Source organism: Pseudomonas sp. E45-MNA-CIBAN-0222 (assembly GCF_040310405.1).
Classification (GTDB): Bacteria; Pseudomonadota; Gammaproteobacteria; order Pseudomonadales; family Pseudomonadaceae; genus Stutzerimonas; species Stutzerimonas stutzeri_AC.
This window is the reverse complement of the sequence record NZ_JBEOPU010000017.1, coordinates 1-24,335: the sequence shown is the minus strand read 5'-3', so window position 1 is coordinate 24,335 and position 24,335 is coordinate 1. Positions and strand designations below refer to the sequence as shown.

Annotated in this window: 24 protein-coding genes, 1 pseudogene and 1 riboswitch; of the genes and pseudogenes, 8 read left to right on the top strand and 17 right to left on the bottom strand. The window is 65.5% G+C overall.

Annotated elements, in window-relative coordinates:
* Positions 1-11: 11 nt before the first annotated feature.
* From AAEZ08_RS20295 to AAEZ08_RS20245, 11 genes are all read right to left on the bottom strand, one after another.
* Entirely contained in the window at positions 12-1,271 is a 1,260-nt protein-coding gene (locus AAEZ08_RS20295) for a D-amino acid dehydrogenase (protein ID WP_500125026.1), read from the bottom strand.
* Between the two features lie 159 nt (positions 1,272-1,430).
* Positions 1,431-1,518, bottom strand: a riboswitch (glycine riboswitch).
* A 190-nt stretch (positions 1,519-1,708) separates the two neighbouring features.
* A complete protein-coding gene (gene madM / locus AAEZ08_RS20290; protein ID WP_058065382.1) occupies positions 1,709-2,473 on the bottom strand; it encodes a malonate transporter subunit MadM in 765 nt (254 codons plus the stop codon).
* A 5-nt stretch (positions 2,474-2,478) separates the two neighbouring features.
* Positions 2,479-2,901 (bottom strand): malonate transporter subunit MadL, encoded by a 423-nt coding sequence (gene madL, locus AAEZ08_RS20285; protein ID WP_102826838.1) that lies wholly within the window; start codon positions 2,899-2,901, stop codon positions 2,479-2,481.
* A 124-nt stretch (positions 2,902-3,025) separates the two neighbouring features.
* A complete protein-coding gene (mdcH, locus tag AAEZ08_RS20280) occupies positions 3,026-3,952 on the bottom strand; it encodes a malonate decarboxylase subunit epsilon (RefSeq protein WP_500125025.1) in 927 nt (308 codons plus the stop codon).
* Positions 3,949-4,566 (bottom strand): malonate decarboxylase holo-ACP synthase, encoded by a 618-nt coding sequence (locus tag AAEZ08_RS20275; RefSeq protein ID WP_500125024.1) that lies wholly within the window; start codon positions 4,564-4,566, stop codon positions 3,949-3,951. The genes mdcH and AAEZ08_RS20275 overlap by 4 nt, the downstream gene beginning before the upstream one ends.
* Positions 4,567-4,637: 71 nt before the next feature.
* Positions 4,638-5,423: a biotin-independent malonate decarboxylase subunit gamma gene (gene mdcE / locus AAEZ08_RS20270; RefSeq protein ID WP_500125023.1), complete on the bottom strand. Its 786-nt coding sequence runs from the start codon at positions 5,421-5,423 to the stop codon at positions 4,638-4,640.
* A complete protein-coding gene (locus tag AAEZ08_RS20265; RefSeq protein WP_049324722.1) occupies positions 5,420-6,286 on the bottom strand; it encodes a biotin-independent malonate decarboxylase subunit beta in 867 nt (288 codons plus the stop codon). Before AAEZ08_RS20265 ends, mdcE begins: the two co-directional genes overlap by 4 nt.
* Positions 6,279-6,578, bottom strand: coding sequence for a malonate decarboxylase subunit delta (locus tag AAEZ08_RS20260; RefSeq protein WP_003281886.1), 300 nt, complete (start codon positions 6,576-6,578; stop codon positions 6,279-6,281). Before AAEZ08_RS20260 ends, AAEZ08_RS20265 begins: the two co-directional genes overlap by 8 nt.
* A 2-nt stretch (positions 6,579-6,580) precedes the next feature.
* Positions 6,581-7,453, bottom strand: coding sequence for a triphosphoribosyl-dephospho-CoA synthase (locus AAEZ08_RS20255; protein WP_058065388.1), 873 nt, complete (start codon positions 7,451-7,453; stop codon positions 6,581-6,583).
* A complete protein-coding gene (gene mdcA, locus AAEZ08_RS20250) occupies positions 7,453-9,120 on the bottom strand; it encodes a malonate decarboxylase subunit alpha (RefSeq protein ID WP_058065389.1) in 1,668 nt (555 codons plus the stop codon). The genes AAEZ08_RS20255 and mdcA overlap by 1 nt, the downstream gene beginning before the upstream one ends.
* Before the next feature lie 172 nt (positions 9,121-9,292).
* Positions 9,293-10,057: an SDR family oxidoreductase gene (locus tag AAEZ08_RS20245; RefSeq protein ID WP_427703591.1), complete on the bottom strand. Its 765-nt coding sequence runs from the start codon at positions 10,055-10,057 to the stop codon at positions 9,293-9,295.
* A gap of 222 nt (positions 10,058-10,279) precedes the next feature.
* On the opposite strand from AAEZ08_RS20245, the gene phnN reads away from it, so the two are divergent.
* Positions 10,280-10,834: a phosphonate metabolism protein/1,5-bisphosphokinase (PRPP-forming) PhnN gene (phnN, locus tag AAEZ08_RS20240; RefSeq protein ID WP_003281875.1), complete on the top strand. Its 555-nt coding sequence runs from the start codon at positions 10,280-10,282 to the stop codon at positions 10,832-10,834.
* Positions 10,835-11,034: 200 nt separating this feature from the next.
* Here the strand turns inward: phnN and AAEZ08_RS20235 are convergent, their stop codons facing one another.
* Both AAEZ08_RS20235 and AAEZ08_RS20230 read right to left on the bottom strand, forming a co-directional pair.
* Positions 11,035-11,277, bottom strand: coding sequence for a hypothetical protein (locus AAEZ08_RS20235; RefSeq protein ID WP_126190375.1), 243 nt, complete (start codon positions 11,275-11,277; stop codon positions 11,035-11,037).
* Between the two features lie 30 nt (positions 11,278-11,307).
* Positions 11,308-11,778 (bottom strand): hypothetical protein, encoded by a 471-nt coding sequence (locus tag AAEZ08_RS20230; protein ID WP_003281872.1) that lies wholly within the window; start codon positions 11,776-11,778, stop codon positions 11,308-11,310.
* A 356-nt stretch (positions 11,779-12,134) separates the two neighbouring features.
* Here AAEZ08_RS20230 and AAEZ08_RS20225 point away from each other — a divergent pair, with 356 nt between their 5' ends.
* The 3 genes from AAEZ08_RS20225 to AAEZ08_RS20215 all read left to right on the top strand — a co-directional run bounded on the left by AAEZ08_RS20225 (position 12,135) and on the right by AAEZ08_RS20215 (position 15,653).
* On the top strand, positions 12,135-13,088 hold the full coding sequence (locus tag AAEZ08_RS20225; RefSeq protein WP_013984467.1) for a TAXI family TRAP transporter solute-binding subunit: 954 nt from the start codon (positions 12,135-12,137) through the stop codon (positions 13,086-13,088).
* 136 nt (positions 13,089-13,224) lie between these two features.
* The gene (locus AAEZ08_RS20220) at positions 13,225-15,249 is read left to right on the top strand and encodes a TRAP transporter permease (protein WP_500125022.1); all 2,025 of its coding nucleotides are present in this window, start codon (positions 13,225-13,227) and stop codon (positions 15,247-15,249) included.
* The gene (locus AAEZ08_RS20215) at positions 15,246-15,653 is read left to right on the top strand and encodes a DUF1850 domain-containing protein (RefSeq protein ID WP_003281867.1); all 408 of its coding nucleotides are present in this window, start codon (positions 15,246-15,248) and stop codon (positions 15,651-15,653) included. Before AAEZ08_RS20220 ends, AAEZ08_RS20215 begins: the two co-directional genes overlap by 4 nt.
* A 932-nt stretch (positions 15,654-16,585) precedes the next feature.
* Here the strand turns inward: AAEZ08_RS20215 and AAEZ08_RS20210 are convergent.
* The 3 genes from AAEZ08_RS20210 to AAEZ08_RS20200 form a co-directional block, all read right to left on the bottom strand.
* Entirely contained in the window at positions 16,586-17,308 is a 723-nt protein-coding gene (locus tag AAEZ08_RS20210) for a ferritin-like domain-containing protein (protein ID WP_500125021.1), read from the bottom strand.
* A gap of 10 nt (positions 17,309-17,318) precedes the next feature.
* Positions 17,319-18,488, bottom strand: coding sequence for a hypothetical protein (locus AAEZ08_RS20205; RefSeq protein ID WP_500125020.1), 1,170 nt, complete (start codon positions 18,486-18,488; stop codon positions 17,319-17,321).
* A gap of 217 nt (positions 18,489-18,705) precedes the next feature.
* Entirely contained in the window at positions 18,706-19,764 is a 1,059-nt protein-coding gene (locus tag AAEZ08_RS20200) for an aminopeptidase (protein ID WP_500125019.1), read from the bottom strand.
* 142 nt (positions 19,765-19,906) lie between these two features.
* On the opposite strand from AAEZ08_RS20200, the gene AAEZ08_RS20195 reads away from it, so the two are divergent.
* The 4 genes and pseudogenes from AAEZ08_RS20195 to AAEZ08_RS20180 all read left to right on the top strand — a co-directional run bounded on the left by AAEZ08_RS20195 (position 19,907) and on the right by AAEZ08_RS20180 (position 23,357).
* Complete coding sequence (locus tag AAEZ08_RS20195; protein WP_003284404.1) at positions 19,907-20,332, top strand: PA0061/PA0062 family lipoprotein; 426 nt, start codon at positions 19,907-19,909, stop codon at positions 20,330-20,332.
* A 94-nt stretch (positions 20,333-20,426) separates the two neighbouring features.
* A complete protein-coding gene (locus AAEZ08_RS20190) occupies positions 20,427-20,840 on the top strand; it encodes a PA0061/PA0062 family lipoprotein (protein ID WP_106156786.1) in 414 nt (137 codons plus the stop codon).
* Between the two features lie 30 nt (positions 20,841-20,870).
* On the top strand, positions 20,871-21,869 hold the full coding sequence (locus AAEZ08_RS20185) for an LLM class flavin-dependent oxidoreductase (RefSeq protein ID WP_500125018.1): 999 nt from the start codon (positions 20,871-20,873) through the stop codon (positions 21,867-21,869).
* A 125-nt stretch (positions 21,870-21,994) separates the two neighbouring features.
* Positions 21,995-23,357, top strand: a pseudogene (locus AAEZ08_RS20180) (cation:proton antiporter).
* Positions 23,358-23,414: 57 nt separating this feature from the next.
* Here the strand turns inward: AAEZ08_RS20180 and AAEZ08_RS20175 are convergent.
* A complete protein-coding gene (locus AAEZ08_RS20175) occupies positions 23,415-23,630 on the bottom strand; it encodes a dodecin (protein WP_003284400.1) in 216 nt (71 codons plus the stop codon).
* Positions 23,631-24,335 lie beyond the last annotated feature (705 nt).

Genomic DNA, 24,335 nt, shown 5'->3' with positions numbered 1-24,335 from the left:
GGCCGACTGCGTTATGCGACGGCTGTCTGCCCGGACGCGACCGGAGTCGGGCGGCCCAGACTTTGCGCCACGACGTCACCGACCATGTCCGCGGTGATCGCGCTCAGCGTCCAGCCCAGGTGCCCGTGGCCGGTGTTGTAGAACACGCAGGGCGAACTGCCACGGCCGACCTTGGGCATCATGTTCGGCATCATCGGCCGCAGGCCGGCCCAGGGCACCACGCTGCGGGTGTTGACGCCGGGGAAGCACTGGTTGACCCAGTCCACCAGCGGGCGGATGCGATCGGCACGGATGTCGCGGTTGTAGCCGTTGAACTCGGCGGTGCCGGCGACGCGGAAACGATCATCACCGAGGCGGCTGCTGACCAGCTTGGTCTCGTCGTCGAGCAGGCTGACGATGGGTGCCGAGGCGCGGCTGACTTCGTCGGCCAGGTTGACGGTGATCGAGTAGCCCTTGACCGGATAGATATTTACCCGGTCGCCGAGTTGCGCGGCCAGTCCACGGCTGGCAGTGCCGGCGCAGATCACCAGGCCATCGAACTCCAGGCGCTCGCCACCGGCAACGCCACCTAGCGTCACGGTCGCGCGCTTACCATCGGTGGCCACCGCCTGCACGTCCTCGCCATAGAGGCAGCGCACGCCGAGTCGCTCGATCGCGGTGGCCAAGCCATGGGTGAACTTGTGGATGTCGCCAGTGGAGTCGCACTCGGTGAAATAGCCGCCGTAGTAGGTGCCGGCCAGAGTCGGCTCAATGGCGCGCATCTCTTCTGGCGTCACGCTACGCCGCGGCAGACCGCCTTCGGCAAGCAGACGCGAGACCAGCCCGGCATGCTCGAAGCCAGCCTTGTCACGGTAGATGTGCAGGATGCCTTTCTTTTTCAGGTCGAAGTCGATGCCTTCCTCGTCAGCCCAGGCGAACAGATGCTCGCGCGCAGCCATGGCCAAGCGTGCGGTCTCAACGGTGTTCTGCCGGTAGTTGGGAATCGAGCCGATGAACTCGGCGAACCAGGAGAGCTTGTGCCAGCTTGGCTTGGGATTGACCAGCAGCGGCGCGTCGCTCTTGAGCATCCACTTGATGCCCTTGACGATGGTCGACCAGTGGTTCCAGACCTCGGCATTGGAGGCCGATAGTTGGCCACCGTTGGCGAACGAGGTTTCCATCGCCGCGTAGCGGTGCTTTTCCAGCAGGGTGACCGAGAAGCCGCGCTTGGCCAGGGCATAGGCGGTGGTGACGCCGGTGATGCCGCCACCGATGACTGCGATTGTTTTCATTGTTGTCGCTCCAGAACGTCGAGGGGTCATAGCCCGTGCGCCCAACGCGCGGCGGGCGCCCCCTCTGTTCTGGACCTGAGAGATTCACGAGCGCATGACGGCTCGCTTGCTCCTTCGGTGCGCCCGGCGACGAAAACCGGGCGGCTCTTCAGAGTGTCAGCAGTGATAGCGGTCCTTTTGCCTGAGAGTTTCCGGGGCGGTTGCTCCTTCGGCGCTGCCATGCGGCAGTCTCTCCCGCAATCACATCGATTCGTGTCAGCGCCAGTTGCGGCATTCTGTCGCGATTCGAAGCCTACCCTGCCAGAAAACGCGACCGCTGTAACCCCCACATTCGGATGACGCGGACGGGAGGCTCTCGCCGCCCGTGAAGCACTCCGCTGAACAGGGGGCTTGCCTTGAGCGGCCGGATCGGGCCCGACCGCTCATGAGCGCAGCGGTCAGCCGAGCAGCCCGCGCATGACGAAGAACAGCAGTGATGGCCCGAGCAGGCAGCCCAGTGCGGTGTAGAACGCCGCAGTCAGGCAGCCGTAGGGCACCAGCTTCGGATCGGTCGCCGCCAGGCCGCCGGCCACGCCGCTGGAGGTGCCGATCAGGCCGCCGAAGATCACCGCCGAGCGCGGGTTGTTCAGCCCGATGTAAGGCGCGACGAAGGGCGTGGCGACCATCACCACGATCGCCTTGACTAGCCCCGCGGCGATGGACAGCGCCATCACTTCCGAGCTGGCGCCGATCGCTGCGCCGGTGACCGGGCCGACGATGTAGGTCACAGCGCCCGTGCCGATGGTGGTCAGGCTGACCGCATCGGTGTAGCCGAACGCAAACGCAACTGCCACGCCCGCCACGAACGAGGCGAGCACGCCGATGAACAGCGCGAGCACGCCGACCATCCCGGCCCGCTTGAGCTCGTCGACACTGACGCCGAAGCCGGTAGCGACGATGGCAAAGTCACGCAGCATGGCGCCGCCAAGCAGGCCGATGCCGGAGAACAGGGCGATATCCACCAGGCCCTTCTGCCCGCCGGTTACCACGCCGCCGATGTACGACAGCAGAAGGCCGATCAGGATGGCCACCGCCGAGCCATGCAGGCGACCCTTGGTGAGCTTGTCCGACAGCCAGTAGGAGATCCACATGGTCGCGCCGATGATGGCGAAGCCGCTGATCAGGCCGTAGCCGGTGATCACTTTCATGAGCGATTCGTACATGGCCGTTACCCCCGTCCACTGCTGGTGAGCGGCTTGGCTGGATCAGCCGGCAGTGTCGGGTCGGCCTCAAGCTTTTTCCGACCGATCCGGTCCAGTACCGGAACCAGCATGAAGGCCAGCGCGACGGCAGCGACGCCGGCGAGGATCGCCATCGGGCCGCCAGCCAGGGCGCCGTAGACGTTCTGCTGCGCGGCCATGGCGACCACGATCGGGATGTACACGGCGCTCCAGAACTTGATGCCCTGCTCGGACTCCGGATTGAACAGGCCGCGTTTTTTCAGATAGCTGCCGATGAGGATCAGCAGCACCATGGCGATACCCACGCCGCCGACGTTGGCCGGCACGCCGATCGCCTTGCCGAGCAGCTCACCGACAAAGATGCCGGTGAGGGTACACAAGGCCAGAAAGGCCACACCAAAGATGATCATTGTTCTTGTCCTTTTGGTTGCGCTGCAGCTTGCAGAGGGCTGAGCGCGTGTTGTCGAGGTAGTTGTTTTTATCCATCGATCAGCCGGCGAGGTAAGGCTTGCTCGCGCTGAGTGTGCACGCGGTCTATCGGCTCTGGCTGCCCTCCTGACGCAGCAAGGCGTCCAGTGTGTCCAGCCGGGCACCGTCGAAAGCGACCAGCGTACCCTGTTCGAAAACCCGCCGTGCCAGGCCGGTCAGCACCTGGCCCGGCGGCAGTTCGATATGCAAACGCACGCCACGTTCGTAGGCGGTGCGCAGGGTGCCGTGCCAGTCGACGACGCGGCACATGTTGAAGGCCAGGTCGTCGCGCAGACGCTCGGCGTCGAATAGCGGACGCGCCGAGGAGCCGCTGAGGTAGCGAATCCGCGGTGCACGCACCTCCACCTCGGCGAAGGCATCCGCCAGCCGCTGTGCCGGCTGCTCAAGCAACGCGCAATGCGAGGGCACGCTCATCGCCAGGCGCCGCGCGCAGGATGCACCGAGCGCTTTGGCCTGGGCTGCGACTGCAGTCATGGCGGCATCGCTGCCGGCGATGACGATCTGGCTGTCGGCGTTGATGTTGCCCAGGTAGACCGGACCCTCGGCTTCGGCCAGCAGCGACTCGACCGTGCCCAGCGACAGGCCGAGGATGGCAGTCATGCCGTAGTCCTCGGGATAGGCTTGCTGCATCAGCTCGCCGCGCAGGGCGACCAGGCGCAAGGCGTCGGCGAACGTCAGAGACTCGGCGACAACCGCCGCGGCATAGGCACCGATGGACAGCCCGGCGACGTAGTCTGGCCGCTGGCCATCGCGCATCAGTAGGCGCGCCCCGGCGACCCCGGCGATCAACAGGCAGAGCTGCACCGCGCGGGTCGATTGCAGCGCCTCGGCCGAATCGAGCAGCAGCGCATCCTCGCCGAGCACGGCACCGGCCTCGGCCAGAGTCGCGGCGACTTCCGGCGCCTCGGGCAGCCGTTGCAACATGCCGGGCTTCTGCGCGCCCTGGCCGGGAAAGGCGAATAGGCTGCTCATGCGGCCCGCTCCGTAGCCCAGGGATCGCTCATCAGACGCGGTCCTTCGGCGGTCTTGACCAGCACCCGTGCGGCGCCACCGGCCCATTCGCCGAGCGCCACACCGCCCAGCGGGGTTTCCAGTTGCAGGTCGACGCGGCAGGCGCGGCGTTCCAGCAGCTGCAGCAACGGGCGCGCTTCGCTGCGTGGCAGCGGCCGTTCGGCTCTGAGCAGCAGATCGAGATCGCTGTCTGGATGCGCCGTCGGCAGCCCGGTGGCGAGCTGGAAGCCGGCCGAGCCAGTGACGCCCCAGGCGTAGCCCAGCGCATCGAGCAAGGGGCGTAGCTCGGCCAGCACGCGGAACACCGGCAGATCCTCGCTGGCCTGACGAGCCAGCAGTGCTTCCGGCGCGATCCGATGGCTGATCGCGGCGATCGGCATCAGCGCGGCCAGACGCTGGTCTCGCGTAGCCCCACGCAGGCCGACCGCCACCTGCCCTGGCGCGACGACGGCACGACGCACCACCACCGGCTGGCCAGCGGCGAGCACGGCCACCGCCCAGGCCGGGGCATCGGCCGGCAACTGCTCGGGACGCATACCCCAGAGCAGGTCGTGGGGGCGAGGTGTGTCGTGCATCTACAGCCTCCTCGTTATTGTTGTTGTCGAGTCGCTGATGGGTTTGGCGGATGCCGCCGCTCAGGTGTTCGCTACCACTGCGCGCGCAACAGCTCTCGCACCCGCGACGACGCCTCGCGGTTCGGCGCGCCGAGGCGGCCGCGCAGGTCGCTGCTGCCGCCGATGTCCGCGACGGCCTTGGCGAGACAGTCGCGCACACGCGCCAGATCATCCGCCGAGGGCTGCTGGATGCTGTCCACGGCGAGGGTTTCCCAGAGCAGGCCGAGGGTCGCGTAGTTGTCGATGTCGTAGGCCATCGGCGGCACCGATTCGGCCAGGGCTTCCAGCTCCTCGACGCTGCGCAGGGTGATGCGCGCCGCGGCGGCCTTGCCCATGGCATGCACCATCACGCCCGGATCGCGCAGGGCGATGATCCGCTGGGCCTGGTAGCCATGGGCGAGAAAGGCACCGGACATGGCCTTGCCGACCAGCAGCGCGATCACCGGGTGCCCGGCCAGCCGTGCGCGGGCATAGCCGTCCACCGCACCGGCCAGCGCCTGGTGAATGCCCAACGCCTCCTCGCGGCGGCCATAGGCCTGGCTCGGCACGTCGACCACGGCGACCACCACGCGCTTGTCCGCCTTGTCGCGATCGGCGGCGATCACCTCGTCCAGCGCCTGGCCCAGGGCCCAGCCTTCGAGCAGACCGACCTCGCCATTGCGCGCGCGCGGAAAGGGATTCTCGGCGTCCGGCACCACGGCGATATAGCGGGCGGCGCGCTCACCGAGCGTGCCGTCGACCACTTTTACCGAGGCCGGATAGCCCGCCAGTACCTGACCGCCGGCCAGGGCTTGCAACCAGTTCAGTCCACGGCTCATTGGGCATCTCCTTCGTAGAGGGCACGCACGGCGGCGGCGTCGAGCTGCGTGCGGGTGTCGACATCGGCCAGGCGCTGGAGGAACCAGGCGTGGCGGCGGCTGCGCGGCTGCAGCGGCTTGCCGAGGGCGAACAGTTCGTGCAGTTGCGCGCGGATGGCGTCGGTGTCGTCGGCGACATAGGCGTCCACCAGCCCCGAGGCGTAGCGTTGCTCGCCACCGGTCAGGCTCCAGATGAACGGCCGGTCGCGGGAGTCGTACTCGTCGAGCCCGGCTTCCTGCTCGATCACCTGCGGGCCATTGAGGCCGACGCGGGCTTCGCGGGTCACGACCAGGTAGCTGCACAGCCCGGCGGCGATGGACATGCCGCCGAAGCAGCCGACGGAACCGGCGACCACGCCGATCACCGGCTGGTAGTCGCGCAGCTCGACGATGGCCGCCTGGATTTCGGCGATGGCAGCCAGGCCCAGGTTGGCTTCCTGCAGTCGCACGCCGCCGGTTTCCAGCAGGAGCACGGCGCGGGTCGGGATGCCGTTGCGGTTGTCTTCGGCAGCCAGCTCCAGCGCGCCTGCGATCTTCGCGCCGCCGACTTCGCCCATGCTGCCGCCCTGGAAGGCGCCTTCGATAGCGGCGATCACCGCCGGCTGGCCGTCAATGGTGCCCTTGGCAACCACCACGCCGTCGTCGGCCTGGGTGACGATGCCCTGCTTCGGCAGCCAGGGCGAGGTGACGCGATCGAACGGATCGAGCAGTTCGCGGAAGCTGCCCTCGTCCAGCAGTGCGCGGGCACGCTGGCGGGCACCGAGTTCGACGAAGCTGCGCGACTCGAGTAAACGGGCCACGGTGTTAGCGGACACATCAGTCATGGCCGACCTCCTCCAGTCCCTGCTCCAGGCGCAGACGCACTACGCCGGGCGTGGCCCCAAAATCGTGAATATCGATGTTCAATGCCGGTGGCGTCTGCTCGCGGAACATCCGCTCGAACAGGCTCTTCCAGCGTTGCTCGGCACCATTGACCGAGGTGACTACCTGGATCGCCAGCTTGCCGGCCTGGCCGGGCTCCAGCAGCACTTCCAGATCGCCCGAGCCGACCACGCCGACCAGGGCCTTGCCACGGGCGGGTTGCCCGGCGGCGAATTCGAAAGACAGGGTTTCCATGTTCAGTTGCTCCCAGTCGGCGCCAGCGCATGCGGCGCCAGGCGGTCGAGGAAAAGGGTGGCGGCCAGGAGGTCGGCGGCGCCGCCCGGCGAGGCGTTGAGGACGAGCATGTCGCGATCGAGCAGGCGCAGCTGGCGACGACCGGCGAGGCTGGCGGCACCACCGGCTTCGAGCACGGCGCGGGCACCGGCCTGCATGCGGGTCAGCCCTTCAAGACCTGCGCGATGCAGCACGCAGGTGTCGGTCAGGCTGCTCATGATCGCCAGCAGTGCATCGAGCCTGGCGTTCTGCTCGCCGGCGCCGGCGCGGCGGCTGGCCAGGAGCTGCGGCAAGCCGTGCTCGATGACTGCGGGAAAGCCGTATTGGGCCTGTTCGCGGGCGCCGAGCACGCCGTAGCGACGGCAGACCCGCGCGCCATGGCTGTCCGGGTTATGCGGCGCAGCCGGATCGTTCAGCCGCGCCAGGGCGGCCGCGCTGGAGGCGATCCCGCCAGCCGAAGCGCCGCTTTCCAGCATCGCCGCAGCGCTGAGCAGCCCCAGCGCCCAGATCGCGCCGCGATGGGTATTGACCCCGGCGGTGACGCGCAGCATCTCCGCTTCACCGTCGCGGCCCAGTTGGCCGAGGGTTTCACGCAGCGCCTGGCTGACCCGACCTTCGCTCCGCGCCGCATCGGCCATAGCGGCGAAGGCCGGCCACAGCGACTGCGCCGAGGCGTGCATCAGCCCCAGATGCAGATCGCTGTGCGCGCCACTGCCGCGCCGGTCGACCAGCCCCGGCTTGGGCGACAGATCGGCCTCGTCGACCAGTGCCTGCACCGCCAGATCGGCCAGGCGCTCGGCCGCGGACGGCGCCTGTCGTGCAATGAGTGCGCTCATCACCAGCTCCTGAACTTGGCAGGCGGGTTGTAGAGGCCGCCGGACCAGTCGACCAGCTCGGCGATGCTCTTGGCCGCCAGCAGCTCGCGGCTGGCGTCGTTGCGGCGGATGCCGAGGTCTTCCGGCAAGGCGATCAACCCTTCGCGGCGCATGCGCTCGGTGTCCTTCGGGTTGTGGCGCAGGCCGATGCTGGTGACGCCGGCGACCGCGGCGATCATCGCCTGGCGCTCCTCCAGCGAGCGGGCCTTGTACAGGTAGGCGATGCCTTCCTCGGTGAGCAGGTGGGTGACGTCGTCGCCGTAGATCATGATCGGCGCCAGCGGCATGCCGCTCTTCTTCGCCACCTCCACCGCGTCGAGCTGCTCGACGAAGGTGGGTTTGCCGCCTTCCTGGAAGGTCTCGACCATCTGCACCACGAGCTTCTTGCCGCGCTCGAGCATGGTCACCGGGGCTTCGCCGCCGGGCATGGCCATGTCCAACCAGGCGGGCGTCGGATGGCGACGGCCGCGCGGATCGTGGCCCATGTTCGGCGCACCGCCGAAACCGGCCAGGCGGCCACGGGTGACAGTGGAGGAATGCCCGTCGCCATCGACCTGCAGCGTTGCACCGATGAACAGGTCCACCGCGTACTGCCCGGCCAGCTGGCACATCATGCGGTTGGAGCGCATCGAGCCGTCGCGGCCGGTGAAGAACACGTCCGGGCGCTGGGCGATGTAGTTCTCCATGCCCAGCTCGGTGCCGAAGCAATGCACGCTCTGGACCCAGCCGGTCTCGATCGCCGGGATCAGCGTCGGGTGCGGGTTGAGCGTCCAGTTGCGGCAGATCTTGCCCTTCAGGCCGAGGGATTCGCCGTAGGTCGGCAGGATCAGCTCGATGGCCGCGGTGTTGAAACCGATGCCGTGGTTGAGCGACTGCACGTTGTGTTTTTCGTAGATGCCGCGGATCGCCATCATCGCCATCAGCACGTGCACCGGCTTGATGTGGCGCGGGTCGCGGGTGAACAGCGGCTCGATGTAGAACGGCTTGTCGGCGACCACCACGAAATCGACCCAGCTGGCCGGGATGTCCACGCGCGGCAGTTCGTCGACGATTTCGTTGACCTGGAAGATCACGATGCCGTCGCTGAAGGCGGTCGGCTCGACCAGCGCCGGGGTGTCTTCGGTGCTCGGGCCGGTGTAGATGTTGCCGTGACGGTCGGCCTGGAAGCCGGCGACCAGCGCGACGTTGGGGATCAGGTCCACCAGCAGGCGCGAATAGAGTTCGATGTAAGTGTGGATGGCGCCGACTTCCAGCAGCCCGTCTTCAAGGAGCTGGCTGATGCGCAGGCTCTGCGGGCCGGCAAAGGAGAAGTCGAGCTTGCGCGCGATCTGCCGCTCGAACAGGTCCAGGTGCTCGGCGCGGCTGACGCTCGGCATGATCATGTGCAGGTCGTGCAGCTTGCCGGGGTCGGCCTTGGCCAGCGAGCGGGAGAGGAAATCCGCCTGCTTCTGGTTGTTGCCCTCGAGCACCACCCGGTCGCCAGGGGCGATCAAGAGTTCCAGGGCCTCGACGATCCGCTCGCTGGGCAGCACCACGCCATCGGCGAGGCTCTGCACCTGGTCGAGACGACGGGCTTTCTCAGCGCGACGACGCGACCACTGCGGCGGTGGGGAGATTGTTGTTGTCATGGCGACTCCACAGTTTTTCCGCTTGTGGAGCGCACAGTAGGGACGTGACCGAAAGGTCATCAATCAAGCAGCGGGCGTGACCGTTACGCTTGGGTTAACGATATGTCTGAACGGCCTGTTTGCGAGGCATGCAGCAGGCGCGGCGCATTGCACGCCACGCCTTTTGGAGCGATTACTTGTCGCGATCGATATTGAACGGCGACCAGGCCTGACGCGTCGGCATCACTTCCAGGCGGTTGATGTTGATGTGATCCGGCAGGGTGGCGACGTAGAAGATCTGCTCGGCGATGTCCTCGGCGGTCAGCGGCGTGGTGCCGCGGTAGAGCCGGTCGCTGGCGTCCTGATCGCCCTTGGTGCGGACCAGGGTGAATTCGGTTTCGGCCATGCCCGGCGCGATGTCGGTGACGCGCACGCCGGTGCCAAGCAGGTCGCAGCGCAGGTTGTAGCCGAACTGCTCGACGAAGGCCTTGGTTGCGCCGTAGACGTGTCCGCCCGGGTACGGCCAGTGGCCGGCCACCGAGCCGATGTTGACGATGCTGGCACCCTTGCCGGTGGCGATCAGCGTCGGCAGCAAGGCATGGGTGACGTTGACCAGGCCGGTGATGTTGGTGTCGATCATGGTGTGCCAATCGGCTAGATCGACCTGCTGCGCCGGCTGCGGCGCCAGCGCCAGGCCGGCGTTGTTGACCAGGCAATCGATCTGGCGGAATTCGGCCGGCAGCTGCTCGACCACCTCCTTCACCCCGCCGGCGTGGCGCACGTCGAGGGTAGCGATGTGCACCGGCACCTTCGCCGACAGCTGGCTCTGCAGCTCTTCCAGGCGCTCGCTGCGCCGGCCGGTCAGCACCAGCGCCCAGCCGGCCTCGGCGAAGCGGCGGGCGGTGGCACGGCCGAAGCCGGAGGTGGCGCCGGTGATGAATACGATCTTCTGTTTCATGCTTTTCCTCTTTCTCTAATGTCGGGCCGTCGTGTAGGCGACGCGGCAGCACGGGGCGCGGTGAAGACGCTCAGCTTAGGGGGCAGCGCCTTCGAGGCAAAGTGTCGCGTGCACGGGCCGAACCCCGAATGTTTGCCATACGGACGAACGCCAGCATGTTCGGCAACGAGCTCGTCTTATACTGGCCCCCCCCGCTCGCCCACGACAATTCGGGAGCTCTTCATGCAAGGCCGCTTGATCTACCTGATCGGGCCGTCCGGCGCCGGCAAAGACAGCCTGCTCGACGCCGCCCGGCCGGCGCTAGCCGAACGCCACGTTCGCGTTGCGCGGCGAGTGATCACCCGCTCGGCAGAAGCCACCGGCGAAGCCGCGCAGCCGGTCACACCAAGTGAATTCGAGCGTCTCGAAGCGCAGCACGCCTTTGCCCTGAGCTGGCGCGCCAACGGTCTGGCCTATGGCATACCGGCACAGATCGACGAATGGCTGGCGGCCGGCGAGCACGTACTGGTCAATGGCTCGCGCGGTTATCTTCCGCAGGCCCGCGAGCGTTACCCGAACCTGCTCGCCGTGCTGCTCAGCGTCGAGCAGGACGTGCTGCGCCAGCGTCTGCAGGCGCGTGGGCGCGAGACCGATGAGCAGATCGACTCACGCTTGGCGCGCAACGCGCTATTCGCCGGTGAGCTGGACGACTACATCAGTCTGGATAACTCCACGCCGCTGGAGGAGAGTGTGGGTCGTCTGTTGGCGTTGATCGATGAGCATCTGCCTGCGGACTGAGCGGGGGGGCGGTGGGCTGAAGCCCACTCTACGGGCGGAGGCGCGCAGCACCGCCCGGCCAGCCTGGGGGACGATGGTGGGTGCGTTGTAGGGTGGGCTTCAGCCCGCCGATTTACAGTGCCAAGGACGCAATCGCCGGCAGGCGTCTATGTGAAGCGGCGTCAGCGTTCGATATGCAGGCCCGGAAAGTGCCGGCCAACTCAGCGTCCCGGCTGCGGACGGAACCCCGGCACGCTGCTCGGGCGGTCGATGCGCGCAGCGGGCATGGTGCAGTTGAGATCACGGAAGGGTCGGCCGTCGAGTTGCTCCCAGCCTTCGCCCGGGGAGGTCTGGCGGCAGATGATGGTGCCGTCGAGCTTGCTCTGCCATTGGTAATAGGGCGCCGGCGCGGCGCTGGCCGCGATGGGCAGGAGCAGACTGAAGGCGAGCAGGAAAATGCGCATGGCGGACTTCGGCAGTGCAATGGCGCCACTCTAACCGTTCGGTTGGCCTTGGCAAGCGCCGTCCGGCGCGCTCACAAACCAGACCCGCGCCGCCTCACGCATGAAGATCTCGACGGTCTTCGGTCCCACTCCTTCGAATTCCTGCAGACGCCTTTCCACCCCGCTGCGTGTCTCACCAAGCTCGCGCAGGCGACTCAGGCTGCCTGAATACTCGCTTTCCAGCTTTTCGCATAGTTTCAGCAGCCGCGCTGCAGTGGATTCGTCGTAACGCACGTAGCGAGCCTGGCCGAGCAGCTGCACCAGCCTGCGATGTCCGCAACCAAGCAGCTTGCTCGGCGTATCGAGATGATTGCGCTCGACAAGCACCCGATGCGCCTCGGCTGCAATGCCGCGCTGGATACGCTTGCCAAACAAGAAACTGGCAATGAACCATTTGAACAGCTCGACTTCGCCCTGAGCCACGTCGATGCCCAGATCTTCTGCCGCGACTTCACCTGCCATGCACCCTCCCATCCCGTCAGGCATTCGAAGGCCGGGTGGCGGCAAGGTTCGCCAGTACATGAGCGAGAACCCGCCTATCAATGGCTAGCTATAGGCGGATTTCCGCCGATAGCGGCCTGGAGGTGAGCCATAACCCGCAGTCTAGAGCCTTCACGCCAGCTGGCACGGCTTCTGCTAATGGCAATGTGCTCGATGCGATTCCAACGACAAGAAGAGCTGCCAGCGATATCACACGTCCGGGTCCTGCCCCGGAGCCATCGCCCCTCCGCTTGCTCGTCTGGCGCGTTCCCGAACGCGGCATCGTCTATCGTCATCCATGCTGCGTAAGCCAATAACAACGAAACGGAGATCCACCCATGAGACTGACCAAACGCCTGGGCCTGCTTGCTGCCGCTGCAGCCTTCACCGCCAGCACTGCAGCCGTCGCTGCGCCGACCTTCATCAACATCCTCACCGGCGGCACCAGCGGTGTGTACTACCCGATCGGCGTGGCCCTGTCGCAGCAGTACAACAAGATCGACGGCGCCAAGACTTCGGTGCAGGCCACCAAGGCCTCGGTAGAAAACCTCAACCTGCTGCAGGCCGGTCGCGGCGAGCTGGCCTTCTCCCTGGGTGACTCGGTGGAAGATGCCTGGAACGGTGTCGAGGACGCCGGCTTCAAGGCCCCGCTCAAGCGCCTGCGCGCCATTGCCGGCACCTACAACAACTACATCCAGATCGTCGCCAGCGCCGAATCCGGCATCAAGACCCTGGAAGACCTAAAGGGCAAGCGCATCTCCGTCGGCGCGCCGAAGTCCGGCACCGAGCTCAACGCCCGCGCGATCTTCAAGGCCGCCGGCCTGGACTACAAGGACATGGGCCGCGTCGAGTTCCTGCCCTACGCCGAGTCGGTCGAGCTGATCAAAAACCGCCAGCTTGACGCCACCCTGCAGTCCTCGGGCCTGGGCATGGCCGCCATCCGCGACCTGGCCAGCACCATGCCGGTGACCTTCGTCGAAATCCCGGCCGCCGTGGTCGAGAAGATCGAGAGCGACGCCTACCTGGCGGGCGTGATTCCGGCCGGCACCTATGACGGTCAGGACGCCGACGTCCCCACCGTGGCCATCACCAACATTCTGGTGACCCACGAGAAGGTCTCCGATGAGGTGGCTTACCAGATGACCAAACTGATGTTCGACAACCTGGCCGCCCTGGGTAACGCCCACTCCGCCGCCAAGGACATCAAGCTGGAAAACGCCACCAAGAACCTGCCGATCCCGCTGCACCCGGGCGCCGAGCGATTCTACAAGGAAGCCGGGGTTCTCAAGTAACCCAGCGCTGAACGACGGGCTGAGCAGGCCGTAGCTCCTGCTCCAGCCCGCTCCTTGTAGCAGCAGGCTTGCCCGCGTCGCCTCGTTGGCAAGCCTGCTTCTACAGGCATCCCCTTGCAGTGAGAGAGTGATACCCATGAGCGAAAGCCAAGGGCTGCATGCCAGCCCCAGCGAATGGCCGAGGGCGCTGTTCTACGTCGCCCTGCTGTTCTCCATCTATCAGATCGTCACCGCCGCCTTCCACCCGGTGTCCAGCCAGGTGCTGCGCGCCGGTCACGTCGGTTTCCTGCTGCTGCTGGTGTTTCTCTGCTACCCGGCGCGCGGCACCGGCAAGCCGTTCCAGCCAGTGGCCTGGGTGCTCGGCCTGGCCGGTTTCGCCACCTTCTTCTACCAGTGGTATTTCGAGGCGGACCTGATCCAGCGCTCCGGCGACATGACCACCACCGACATGGTGGTCGGCCTGACGCTGATCGTGCTGGTGTTCGAGGCCGCACGCCGCGTCATGGGCATTGCGCTGCCGATCATCTGCGGGCTGTTCCTCGCCTACGGCCTGTTCGGCGAGTACCTGCCCGGTGATCTCGCGCACCGCGGCTATTACCTGGATCAGATCGTCAACCAGCTGTCGTTCGGCACCGAAGGCCTGTACGGCACGCCGACCTACGTTTCGGCGACCTACATCTTCCTGTTCATCCTGTTCGGCTCGTTCCTCGAGCAGGCGGGCATGATCAAGCTGTTCACCGACTTCGCCATGGGCCTGTTCGGCCACAAGCTGGGCGGCCCGGCCAAGGTGTCGGTGGTGTCCTCGGCATTGATGGGCACCATCACCGGTTCCGGCGTGGCCAACGTGGTCACCACCGGCCAGTTCACCATCCCGCTGATGAAGCGCTTCGGCTATCGCCCGGCCTTCGCCGGCGGCGTCGAGGCCACGTCCTCGATGGGCAGCCAGATCATGCCGCCGGTGATGGGTGCGGTGGCCTTCATCATGGCCGAGACCATCAACGTGCCCTTCGTCGAGATCGCCAAGGCCGCGCTGATTCCGGCGCTGCTGTACTTCGGCTCGGTGTTCTGGATGGTCCACCTGGAAGCCAAGCGCGCCGGTCTCAAGGGCCTGCCGAAAGACGAGTGCCCGAGTGCCTGGGCCGCAGTGAAGGAGCGCTGGTACCTGCTGATCCCGCTGCTGGTGCTGGTCTGGCTGCTGTTCTCCGGGCGCACCCCGATGTTCGCCGGCACCATTGGCCTGTCGCTGACAGCCATCGTCATCCTCGGCTCGGCGATCATCCTCAAGGTCTCTTCGTTCGGCCTGCGCATTGCCTTCTGGATCGCCCTCGGCCTGCTCTGCGCCGGGTTCTTCCAGCTCGGCATCGGGGTGATCTTCGGCGTCATCGCCGCGCTGGTGGTGGTGTGCTGGTTCATCAAGGGCGGTCGCGACACCCTGGTCATCTGTCTGCACGCGCTGGTCGAAGGCGCGCGCCATGCGGTGCCGGTGGGTATCGCCTGCGCCCTGGTCGGCGTGATCATCGGCGTGGTTTCGCTGACCGGCGTGGCTTCGACCTTTGCCGGTTACATCCTGGCCGTCGGCGAGAACAACCTGTTCCTCTCGCTGCTGCTGACCATGCTGACCTGCCTGGTGTTGGGCATGGGCATCCCGACGATCCCCAACTACATCATCACCAGTTCGATCGCCGCGCCCGCGCTGCTCGACCTGGGTGTGCCGCTGATCGTCTCGCACATGTTCGTCTTCTACTTCGGCATCATGGCCGACCTGACCCCGCCGGTGGCGCTGGCCTGCTTTGCCGCCGCGCCGATCGCCAAGGAAAAGGGCCTGAAGATCAGCATGTGGGCCATCCGTATCGCCATTGCCGGATTCATCGTGCCGTTCATGGCGGTGTACAACCCGGCGCTGATGATGCAGGGCGGCGACTGGGGCGCCACGCTGTACATGCTGTTCAAGGCGGCCTTCGCCGTCGGCCTGTGGGGCGCCGTGTTCACCGGTTACCTGCAGCGGCCCATGGCGCTGTGGGAGAAGATCCTCGCCTTCGCCGCAGCCGCCTCGATGGTGCTGGCGATGCCGATCAGCGATGAAATCGGCTTTGGCCTGGGCGCGCTGTTCCTTATCCAGCACTTCTGGCGCGCCCGTCGCGCCGAGCCGGCGGCGGCGTGATCGGTCTATGCCTGGGGCTGGCAGGCGTGGTGTGGGCCGAAGTGCCCGCCCCCGCCTTCACCCTGGCGTGGAACCACACCATCGAGAAGATCCGCTGGGAAGAGGATTACCGTGTGACGCCGGACGGGCTGCTGCTCGGCGAAGCGCGGGTCAAGGGTTCTGGTGCCGGGATGGAAATCCCGGATGACGCCGAACTGCGCGACGGGGCCTGGCACTACCAGCGCCAGATGCCTGCGTTGCCACTCCTGCGCCTGGGGCGAACCCCCGAGGCAGGGGATTACCAACTGTGTTTTGACCAGCGTTGCCACGCCATGAGCGAATGGCTAGGCCCGCCACAAGCGGACCAGCCGGCGCTGGAAGTCTGGGGCTGTACCGTGCAAACGGCGAGTGTCGGGAACGATTGACCGGCTCGCCGGTGATCGTTGAGGAGGGGTGTTCGCGCAGGCGGCACCCCTTTTTCTTTGCTTCTTTTCCGGCCAGGCAAGGCTGGGTGCGTTGGATGAACGGTTTGTTTGATAGCGCTTGGCGAGTCGCCTGAAAGTCTGGTTTCGCCCTGCTGGGCGAGTTTCTTTTGGCAGTCGCCCCAAAAGAAACCAAAAGGTCTTGCCCCTGCCATCCGGCCCCGCGCTTCGCGCGGGGTACGTTCGCTCCATCGCTGCTCCAGGGGTCGGCTTACAAGGGCCATCCATGGCCCTTTAAGCCTTTCGCCGCATCCCTGCGGCTCAACCCCTTACACAGCGATTCCACTCACCCTCCTGATGGGGCGCTTGCGTATCGCCTGATACTCCGTGCGAACAAAAGCAAGAACACGACAATCCCAGTAGCCCGGGAGCCGCTGCTGCAATCCTATGGCAGACGCGTTTAGCGGCGAGGTGGCGCCGGGAGCGGCTATCTACTCAAAAGCATGGGGACAATTAACGAATTCTTGGCTTGGCTTTAATAACGCTTTTTGCGCACAGGGCCTCAGGCGACTCCAAATGCCCCTTCAGGAGGGTGAACGAAGCCGTCGTGGAGAGGGGCGAGCCGCAGGGATGCGGCGAGAGCCGTATAGGGCCATGGATGGCCCTTGTACGGCGACCCTCGGAGCGGCGGCGTAGTGAACGAACCCGGAGCGAAGCGCAGGGCCGGATGCAGGGGCAAAGCGTTTTTGGTTACTTTTTCCGCGCCTGGAAAAAGTGACTCGCCCAGCAGGGCGAAACCAAGCTCCCAAGCAGCTCGGAAATCGGCCGCTACAAAAGCCGATAACGCCCCTAACGCCGCATCACCTTTCCCCGCCCATAAAAAAGACGCACACCCCTTTCGGTGGTGTGCGCCAAAGCGTCCCGCTCGCACGCTGTTACTTGGTCTGCATGATCAGATCCCGTCGCATCAACGTCTTGATCTTCACCAGATGATCGTCTTCCTGGGTCTTAGCCTTGACGAAGCTGTCGGCGATGTTCGGATGGCCCGCCGCCTGCGCCAGCTCGATCAGCAATTCCCAGGCGGCGTTATCCGCCAGCTCCACCGTCAACAGTGCGTTGAGGCATTGATCGACATTGGTTCGCGGATCGGTCAGTACGTTGACGATGCCCAGCGCCATGGCCCCAACCACATCGGCGCAAGGCGTCTGCGACGTCGGGTCGGCGCCGAGGGTTTCGATGGCCTGATGCACCAGCATCATGTGCTCGTGCTCCTCGTCGCGGATATGCATCAGCATGTCGATCAGCGCCGAATCCGGCGTATCGAGGCCCTTGACCTTGGCGATCATCGCCTCATACAACCGCACGCCATTACGTTCGTAGGCCAGGCGCTCGCCGAGCTTGTCGAGGAACACCTCAGGGCTCTTGCCTCGCATCATGTCGAAGCCGGTCTTGAGCATGCCCTTCGCCGAACCTGGTACCGGCACCGAGCCGACACGGTCGGCCTCGGCGGCGCGCTCGGCGCGTTCGACCAACATGCCGCGCTCATCGCCCGGCACGTCCGGATGAATCTCGTTGACCGCCTCGAGCAGGCGCTTGGTGTCCTTCGGGGACATCTGCACGCCGGTGAAGTTGGAACCCACTTTCGCTGCTGTAGCCATATTCGTCTCCTCAGGAAGCCTTGCGCATCAGTTCGCCACCCGGCGCCCACTGGTAACCCGCCGAGACGATGTCCGAGGCGAGCCCTTCCGAGGCGAGGTGGTTGCGGTAATCGAGGGAAGATTGCGGTTCCTTGGCCTTGTCGACGTACACGGGACCGGCCGTGCGCAGATCGACCTCGGCAGCCAGCACCTGGCGGACGAAATCGCGCTGGCTCTTGAACTCGACCATCTTCGGCAGCGGGCCGGCGAGGATCTCGGCCGGATCGCGGCCCTCGAGCTTCTTGAACCATTCGCAGGCAACGTTGAGGTGGCCCAGCTCGTAGTCGAGGAAGCGCTCCCACATGGCCTTGATGCGCGGGTTGGTCTCCTGCTCGGCGCAACTGGCGTACATGTAGACCTCCATCGCCTCGTGCACCAGCCACTTCTCCATATGGCTTTCGCTCGGGTCGGACAGTGCGCCGTACTGGGTCACGTGCTGCTCTTCCACCGAAGCGATCTCGGCATACAGCTGCCGCACCAGAGGATCGGCGAACAGCGGGCCGATATTCATGTAGTAGTCGTGGGTCTGGTATTCCGCGCCGGTGATCAGCGCCGCGTGGATCTTGGTGATCAGCGCGGCGGAGTTCTTCTCGTAGTTGTCGCGGATGTCGTTCTCTGGGTGCCGGTGATGCTCGGACGTCTTGCGACCGGGGACGATGTCGGTATAGCCCTGCAGGATGTTGTTGGCATCCTTGCCCTCAAGGCGATCGAGCATCGCCGAGTAGCGGTACAGGTGGTCGAAATCCTCCAGCAGGCCGAAGCGATAGGTCTGCGCCTGGTAGGGGTCAGGCTCGTTCTGCGCCACGGCGGCGGTCACCTCGATGGCGACCTGCTCGTAGGCGACGGTGGTTTCCAGCGGCGAGTGGTCGGCGCCGATCAGCCAGTTGATCATGGTCGCCTGGTGCTGCTCGGTGCGGCGGATCTGCGCCAGCGGCAGGCGCAGATCCTTGTTGAAGCGGGCGATGCCGTGGCTCAGGCGCAAAGCATCGGTTTCGACGCCGTTCATGAGGATGATGCGCACACGGGTAAACGCATCATCATCCAGCTTGCTGATCGGCTTGCCGGCCATTTCCTTCCATGTGAACTTCTGCTTCTCCAGTGGCGTGCCTTTGTTGTCGAGAATTCCGGAAATGGTCTCCATGGAGCCTCCGTTGTTATGCGTGGGGTATCAGGCGCAGGGCGATCGCCGCCGGTTAAATCGGCGACCTAGTAAAGAGGACCGAAGGGTTCGGAAAACGATTCGCACCGTTCAGCGGACAGGCGTATCGCGGCCGATGAACGGCAGATCGGAGATTTTCGACGCATGAGGCATAACGGTGCGTAACGCCCAAGGCAACAGGGCGCGCCGTTTCGCTTGATCAGTCGGCCAGTTTCAAAAGCTCGGGTTCCCGCTCGTCGGCCGGCAGTTTGGCGAGCGCCGCGACCGCCTGGTGAAAGCGTGCCCAGTCGCGGCCGTTCTGTTCGAAAAGCACGGCAAAAGCCGGCACCCAGCGGTCGTACAGACCGAACGGCAACAACGTGGCGTTGTTCAACGGCTGGGCGAACCAGCGATCGAACCGTGCGTCGCCATTCCACTGGCTGTCACGCAGGTGTCGATAGCGCTGGCGCAGCGCAGCGAACTCAGCCTGTTTGAGCGCACGCAACTCAGGCGCCGGACGACCCGACGCATACAGCCCGTCCAGACGCTCACGGGCGTCGAGCAACAACTCAACCAGCTGCCGATAGCGCGCCCGACCCTGCTCGCCCTGCTCCGGCAGCCCACGGCTGACACGCCATTGCCGCAGTCCCTCGCGCTCGACGAAGGTGGCGTAGGACTCATTGAAGGCCGTGTCACCGGGCAGGTAGAGCTGCTGATGGGCCAGCTCATGGAAGATCAGCGCCGCCAGCTGCTCGTCGTTGCGCCGCAGCATCGAGCTGAGCAGCGGGTCGGCGAACCAGCCCAGGGTCGAATAGGCCTCGACGCCCGCCACATGGGTATCCAGCCCGCGCAACCGCAGCCGCGCTGCCTCGCCGCGTGCTGCGCCCTGGCGAAAGTAGCCGCGATAGGCAACGCAGCCGGCAATGGGAAAGCAGTGCTCCAGCGGCTTGACCGAAAACTCCTCGGTGGCGAACAGATTCCACACCACATAGGGTCGGTCGAGCTCGGCGTAGAGGCGATAGCTGCGATTGTCCGGCAGGCTCAGCGCCTGGCTGGCGAACGTGCGCGCCTGCAACACCTCGGCCAGGCGTTGTCGCAGCGCCGGGTCGCCCGTGTCGTCGGCGATCAACGCTTCGATGGGTTGGCGTTGGCGCAGCAGATCGAGCTGACCAACCGCGAGCTGGCTGTAATAGCTGCAACCATTCAGACAGACGGCAAGCAACAGGGGAACCCAGCGCAGGCTGCGGTTGTCGATCAAGGCGGCGTTGGGCTTGGGCATCGGATAAACCGGTCAGTGGTCGGAGCTGGCGCCAGCGCGCGTAGCGCACCCTACAAAGGCCATGCTGCCGATTGCAACCCGCGGCAGCCCAAAGGCTTTTCTCAATCGATCCCTTGCCAGGCCCATGGCTGGAGCTTTGTACATGCGCGGTCTTCTTCTCGTCCCATTCCTCGCCAGCCTGGCCGGCTGCTCTGCCTTGATGCCCAAGCCCGACCCCGAGCAGGCCTGGGTCGATCTCAACCCGAATGGCGAAACCCAGCTGCAGGCGGTGGCCGTGGATGGCAAGACACTGGAAGACGATCGCTATTTCCAGGTCCCGCCCGGCAGTCGCAAGCTGGAGATGCGCTACCGCTTCGAGGTCAATGGCGCCAACGTCGGTCCGGGTAGCAGCGCGCTTGCCCGCGACTGCAAGCTGACCCTGGAATACGACAAGTTCACTGCGGGTGCGCGCTATCGTCTGGTCGCGGGCGGCTATGGCTTCCGGCCCTGGGCCAAGCTCTACGACCAGCACCAGTATGTGCTGGCCCGTGCCGAGGAAAAGGGCTGCGGCGACCTCGCCGGCCGCTGAGCCCGCGTTGAAATGCGCCGCTTTCTGGCGCACCCTCGGCGGCATCGGATAGGCGCCAGCGCGTCCTGCCCAGCCATTCGCCGAGGATCCAGCCATGCGTCGCTCACTCTCCCTCGCCATTCTTGCCCTGCTGCTGGCCGGCTGCGCAGGGCCCTTGCCGCAACCCGATCCGAACATGGCCTGGGTCGACATGACCGCGCAGACCAGCGACATCTTCATGTCCGACCAGCTGGACGGCAAGCGCACACCCGACGGCCGCTATTTCCAGGTCCCGCCGGGCGCCCATGAACTCGAAGCGCGCTATGAATTCGAAGTGACAGGGGGCGCCTTCGGCCTGTTTGGCGAAACCCACACCATTCGCTGCACCCTGGTGATCCGCTACGACGATTTCCAGCCCGGCCAGCGCTACCTGTTCCAGGCCCGCTCGCTGGGCTTTACCCCGCAAGGCTGGTTGCGCGACGAACAGCGCAACGTGGTGGCCGAGGCCCAGGCCGAACACTGCCGCTGAGCCGCCCGCATTCTTCGCACGAGGTTACCGATGTCCCGCATTGCCCAGACCCGTTTTTCCGCCCTCGACCTGGCCCCCATTCGTGACGACGGCACGCCGGCCCAGGCGCTGCACAATGCCCTGGCCCTCGCCCAGCATGTGGAAGGGCTCGACTTCCAGCGCTTCTGGGTCGCCGAACACCACAATATGGACGGCATCGCCAGCGCCGCCACCGCCGTGCTGATCGGCTACCTGGCCGCCAACACCACGCGCATCCGTCTCGGTGCCGGCGGGGTGATGCTGCCGAACCACGCACCACTGGTGATCGCCGAACAGTTCGGCACGCTGGAAGCGCTGTATCCCGGGCGCATCGACCTCGGGCTCGGTCGCGCCCCCGGCGCCGACCAGTTCACCGCGCATGCCCTGCGTCGCGACCGCATGGGCAGCGCCGACGACTTTCCCAAAGACGTCGAGGAGCTGGAGCTGCTGCTCGGTCCACGGCAACCCAATCAGCGCGTGATCGCCATGCCCGGAGTCAATAGCAATGTGCCGATCTGGCTGCTCGGCTCCAGCCTGTTCAGCGCGCAGCTGGCCGCGGCCAAGGGCCTGCCCTATGCTTTCGCCTCGCATTTCGCACCGCGCTACATGCACCAGGCGATCAAGCTCTACCGCGACAACTTCAAGCCCTCGGCGGTGCTCGACAAGCCCTACGTGATGCTCGGCGTGCCGCTGGTCGCGGCGGACAGCGACGAGCGCGCCGAACATCTGGTGACCAGTGTCTACCTGCGCATCCTTTCGCTCATTCGTGGCCAGAGCCTGGTGCTACGCCCACCCGCGGAGAGCATGCAGGGCCTGTGGCTACCGCATGAACAGCAGGCGGTGGGCGACTTCCTCGGCCTGGCGCTGATCGGCGGCCCGGAGAAGGTTCGCGCGCGCCTCGACGTACTGCTCGAGCAAACCCAGGCCGACGAGCTGATCTTCACCTGCGATCTCTACGAAACCGCGGACCGTCACCGCGCCTTCGAGATCGTCGCTGGGCTGCGACAGTAATGCCCATGCCGCTGCCCTGACCGGCGGCGGCTTACCTCGGCACCGGCGGCGAACCCTGCCGTCGCCATCCGCTCCAATGGCACACACCCTCGGGCGCACGTCGCGCCTCGCCATCGGACGACCTGATGAATTTTCTCGAATGGATGGCCATTCTCGGCGTCCTGTTGCTCATTCTCGCTCTGGCCTCGGCTTACCTGCGCTGGCTGCCGGTGACCACCTCGCTGATCTACCTCGGCTTCGGTCTGCTCATCGGTCAGCTCGGCGTGGGCCTGTGGGAGATGGAATTCCTGCATATCGCCGGCTGGATGGAACACCTCACCGAGGTCGCCGTGCTGGTCTCGCTGTTCGTCAGCGGGCTGAAACTGCGCATGCCGATGCGCCACCCGGCCTGGAAAAGCGCCTACATCCTCGCTGGCCCGGTGATGCTCGCCTGTATCGCGGGTGTGGCAGCGTTCTGTCATTACGCTGGGGTTGCATTGGGGCATCGCCGTGTTGATCGGTGCGATCCTCGCGCCTACCGACCCGGTGCTGGCCAGCCTGGTGCAGGTCAACAACTCACGCGACAGCGATCACGTGCGCTACGGGCTGTCCGGCGAAGCAGGCTTCAACGACGGCACGGCCTTTCCTTTCGTGGTGTTCGGCCTGCTGCTGATTGAGCAAGGCAGCATTAGCTCCGGCTGGGTCGGCGAGTGGGCCTTACACCGTGTGCTCTGGGCCATACCGGCCGGGCTGGCGCTGGGTTACCTGCTGGGACGGTTGATCGGCAAGCTGGCGATTTCCCTGCGGGCGCGGCATGCCGATACGTCCATGTCGCCCAACGACTCACTGGCGTTGGCGCTGATTGCGCTGGCCTATGTCGGCGCTGAACTGATCGGCGCCTGGGGCTTTCTTGCGGTGTTCGCCGCCGGGCTCGGCCTTCGCCATGCGGAAAAGGACGCCGCCAATGAATCGGAAACGCCTTCCGAAGAGCTGATTGCTCATGCTGTGCCGCACCTGGCCGAAGGCGGGCTGACGCCACGGGATTTGCCGCTGCAGGGGCAGAAGGTCGGCGAACCGAAAGTCGCCGCCGGGGTGATGATGGGCGACATCCTGACCTTTGGCGGGCAGCTGGAGCGCAGCCTGGAAGTGCTGCTGGTGACCATGCTCGGCGTGTTGGTCTCGGTGCACTGGGATTGGCGTGCAGTGCCATTGGCGCTGGCGCTGTTCGTGGTCATTCGGCCGCTCAGCGTGTGGCTGCTGATGCCACGCCGCTATCTGGATGGCGCGCAGTGCCTGACGGTGGGCTGGTTCGGCATTCGCGGCATCGGCAGCCTCTACTACCTGAGCTACGCGGTGACCCACGGCCTGCTGCCCTCCGAGACGGAAGCACTCATTTCGCTGGTGATCTCGGTGGTGGTGTTGAGCATCGTCGTGCACGGCCTGAGTACTCAGCCGCTGTTGCGACGCTACGAACGCAGCCGTGGCGATGCGCCCGCCGGCCACGTTTGAAGCGGGCATCCCGGGCAGCCGACCGACTAGCCGCTGCCGGGTGACCTGAAACGCAGATCAGCTATTGGTAAGACGGAAGCCGACCTTCATGGTGACCTGAAAATGGCCAACTTTGCCGTTTTCGACATGGCCACGAATCTCGCCAACTTCGAACCATTCGACGTTCTGCAGCGAGCTGCTGGCCTCGGCGATGCCATTCTGAATCGCCTCGTCGACGCTGTTGCGCGAGGAACCGACGATTTCAACCTTCTTGTACGTGTGATGATCCGACATTGAAACAATCCCCTTCTGATCTGGAGAGCCTCCGCTCGGTGATGACGCGTCCTGTTGATTGAGGCCCGCAGAGCGGCCCGGAAGTTCAGCGGAGCGGGTGAACGGCACGCGGGCGAATGAGACTGGATTCATCAAAGGCGCCCCGCTCCTACGTTGGCAGCTTCCAAGGAGGACACTCCAGCGTCCCATCGATGCGTAGGATGGGCTTCAGTCCACAGCTAACTGCTCGTTGGTGGGCTAAAGCCCACCCTACCGGTCACACTCGCACCTGATGCATCGATAGCGGGTGCAGCTCGCCAACCATCAAGGTCAACTGCGCGGCATTCTGCTCGGAGCTCGTAGGCTGCGAACTGCTCAGCGCTCTGCACGCACTCGTAGGGTGGGCTTTAGCCCACCGGCAACTGCTCATTGGTAGGCTGAAGCCCACCCTACCGGTCACGCTCGCACCTGATGCATCGATAGCGGGTGCAGCTCGCCAACCATCAAGGTCAACTGCGCGGCACTCTGCTCGGAGCTCGTAGGCTGCGAACTGCTCAGCGCTCTGCACGCACTTCGTAGGGTGGGCTTCAGCCCGCCGGTAACCATGGCCCCGTTGGTGGGCTGAAGCCCACCCTACCGGTCACACTCGCACCTGATGGATCGATAGCGCTGGTGCAGCTCACCAACCATCAAGGTCAACTGCGCGGCACTCTGCTCGGGCTCGTA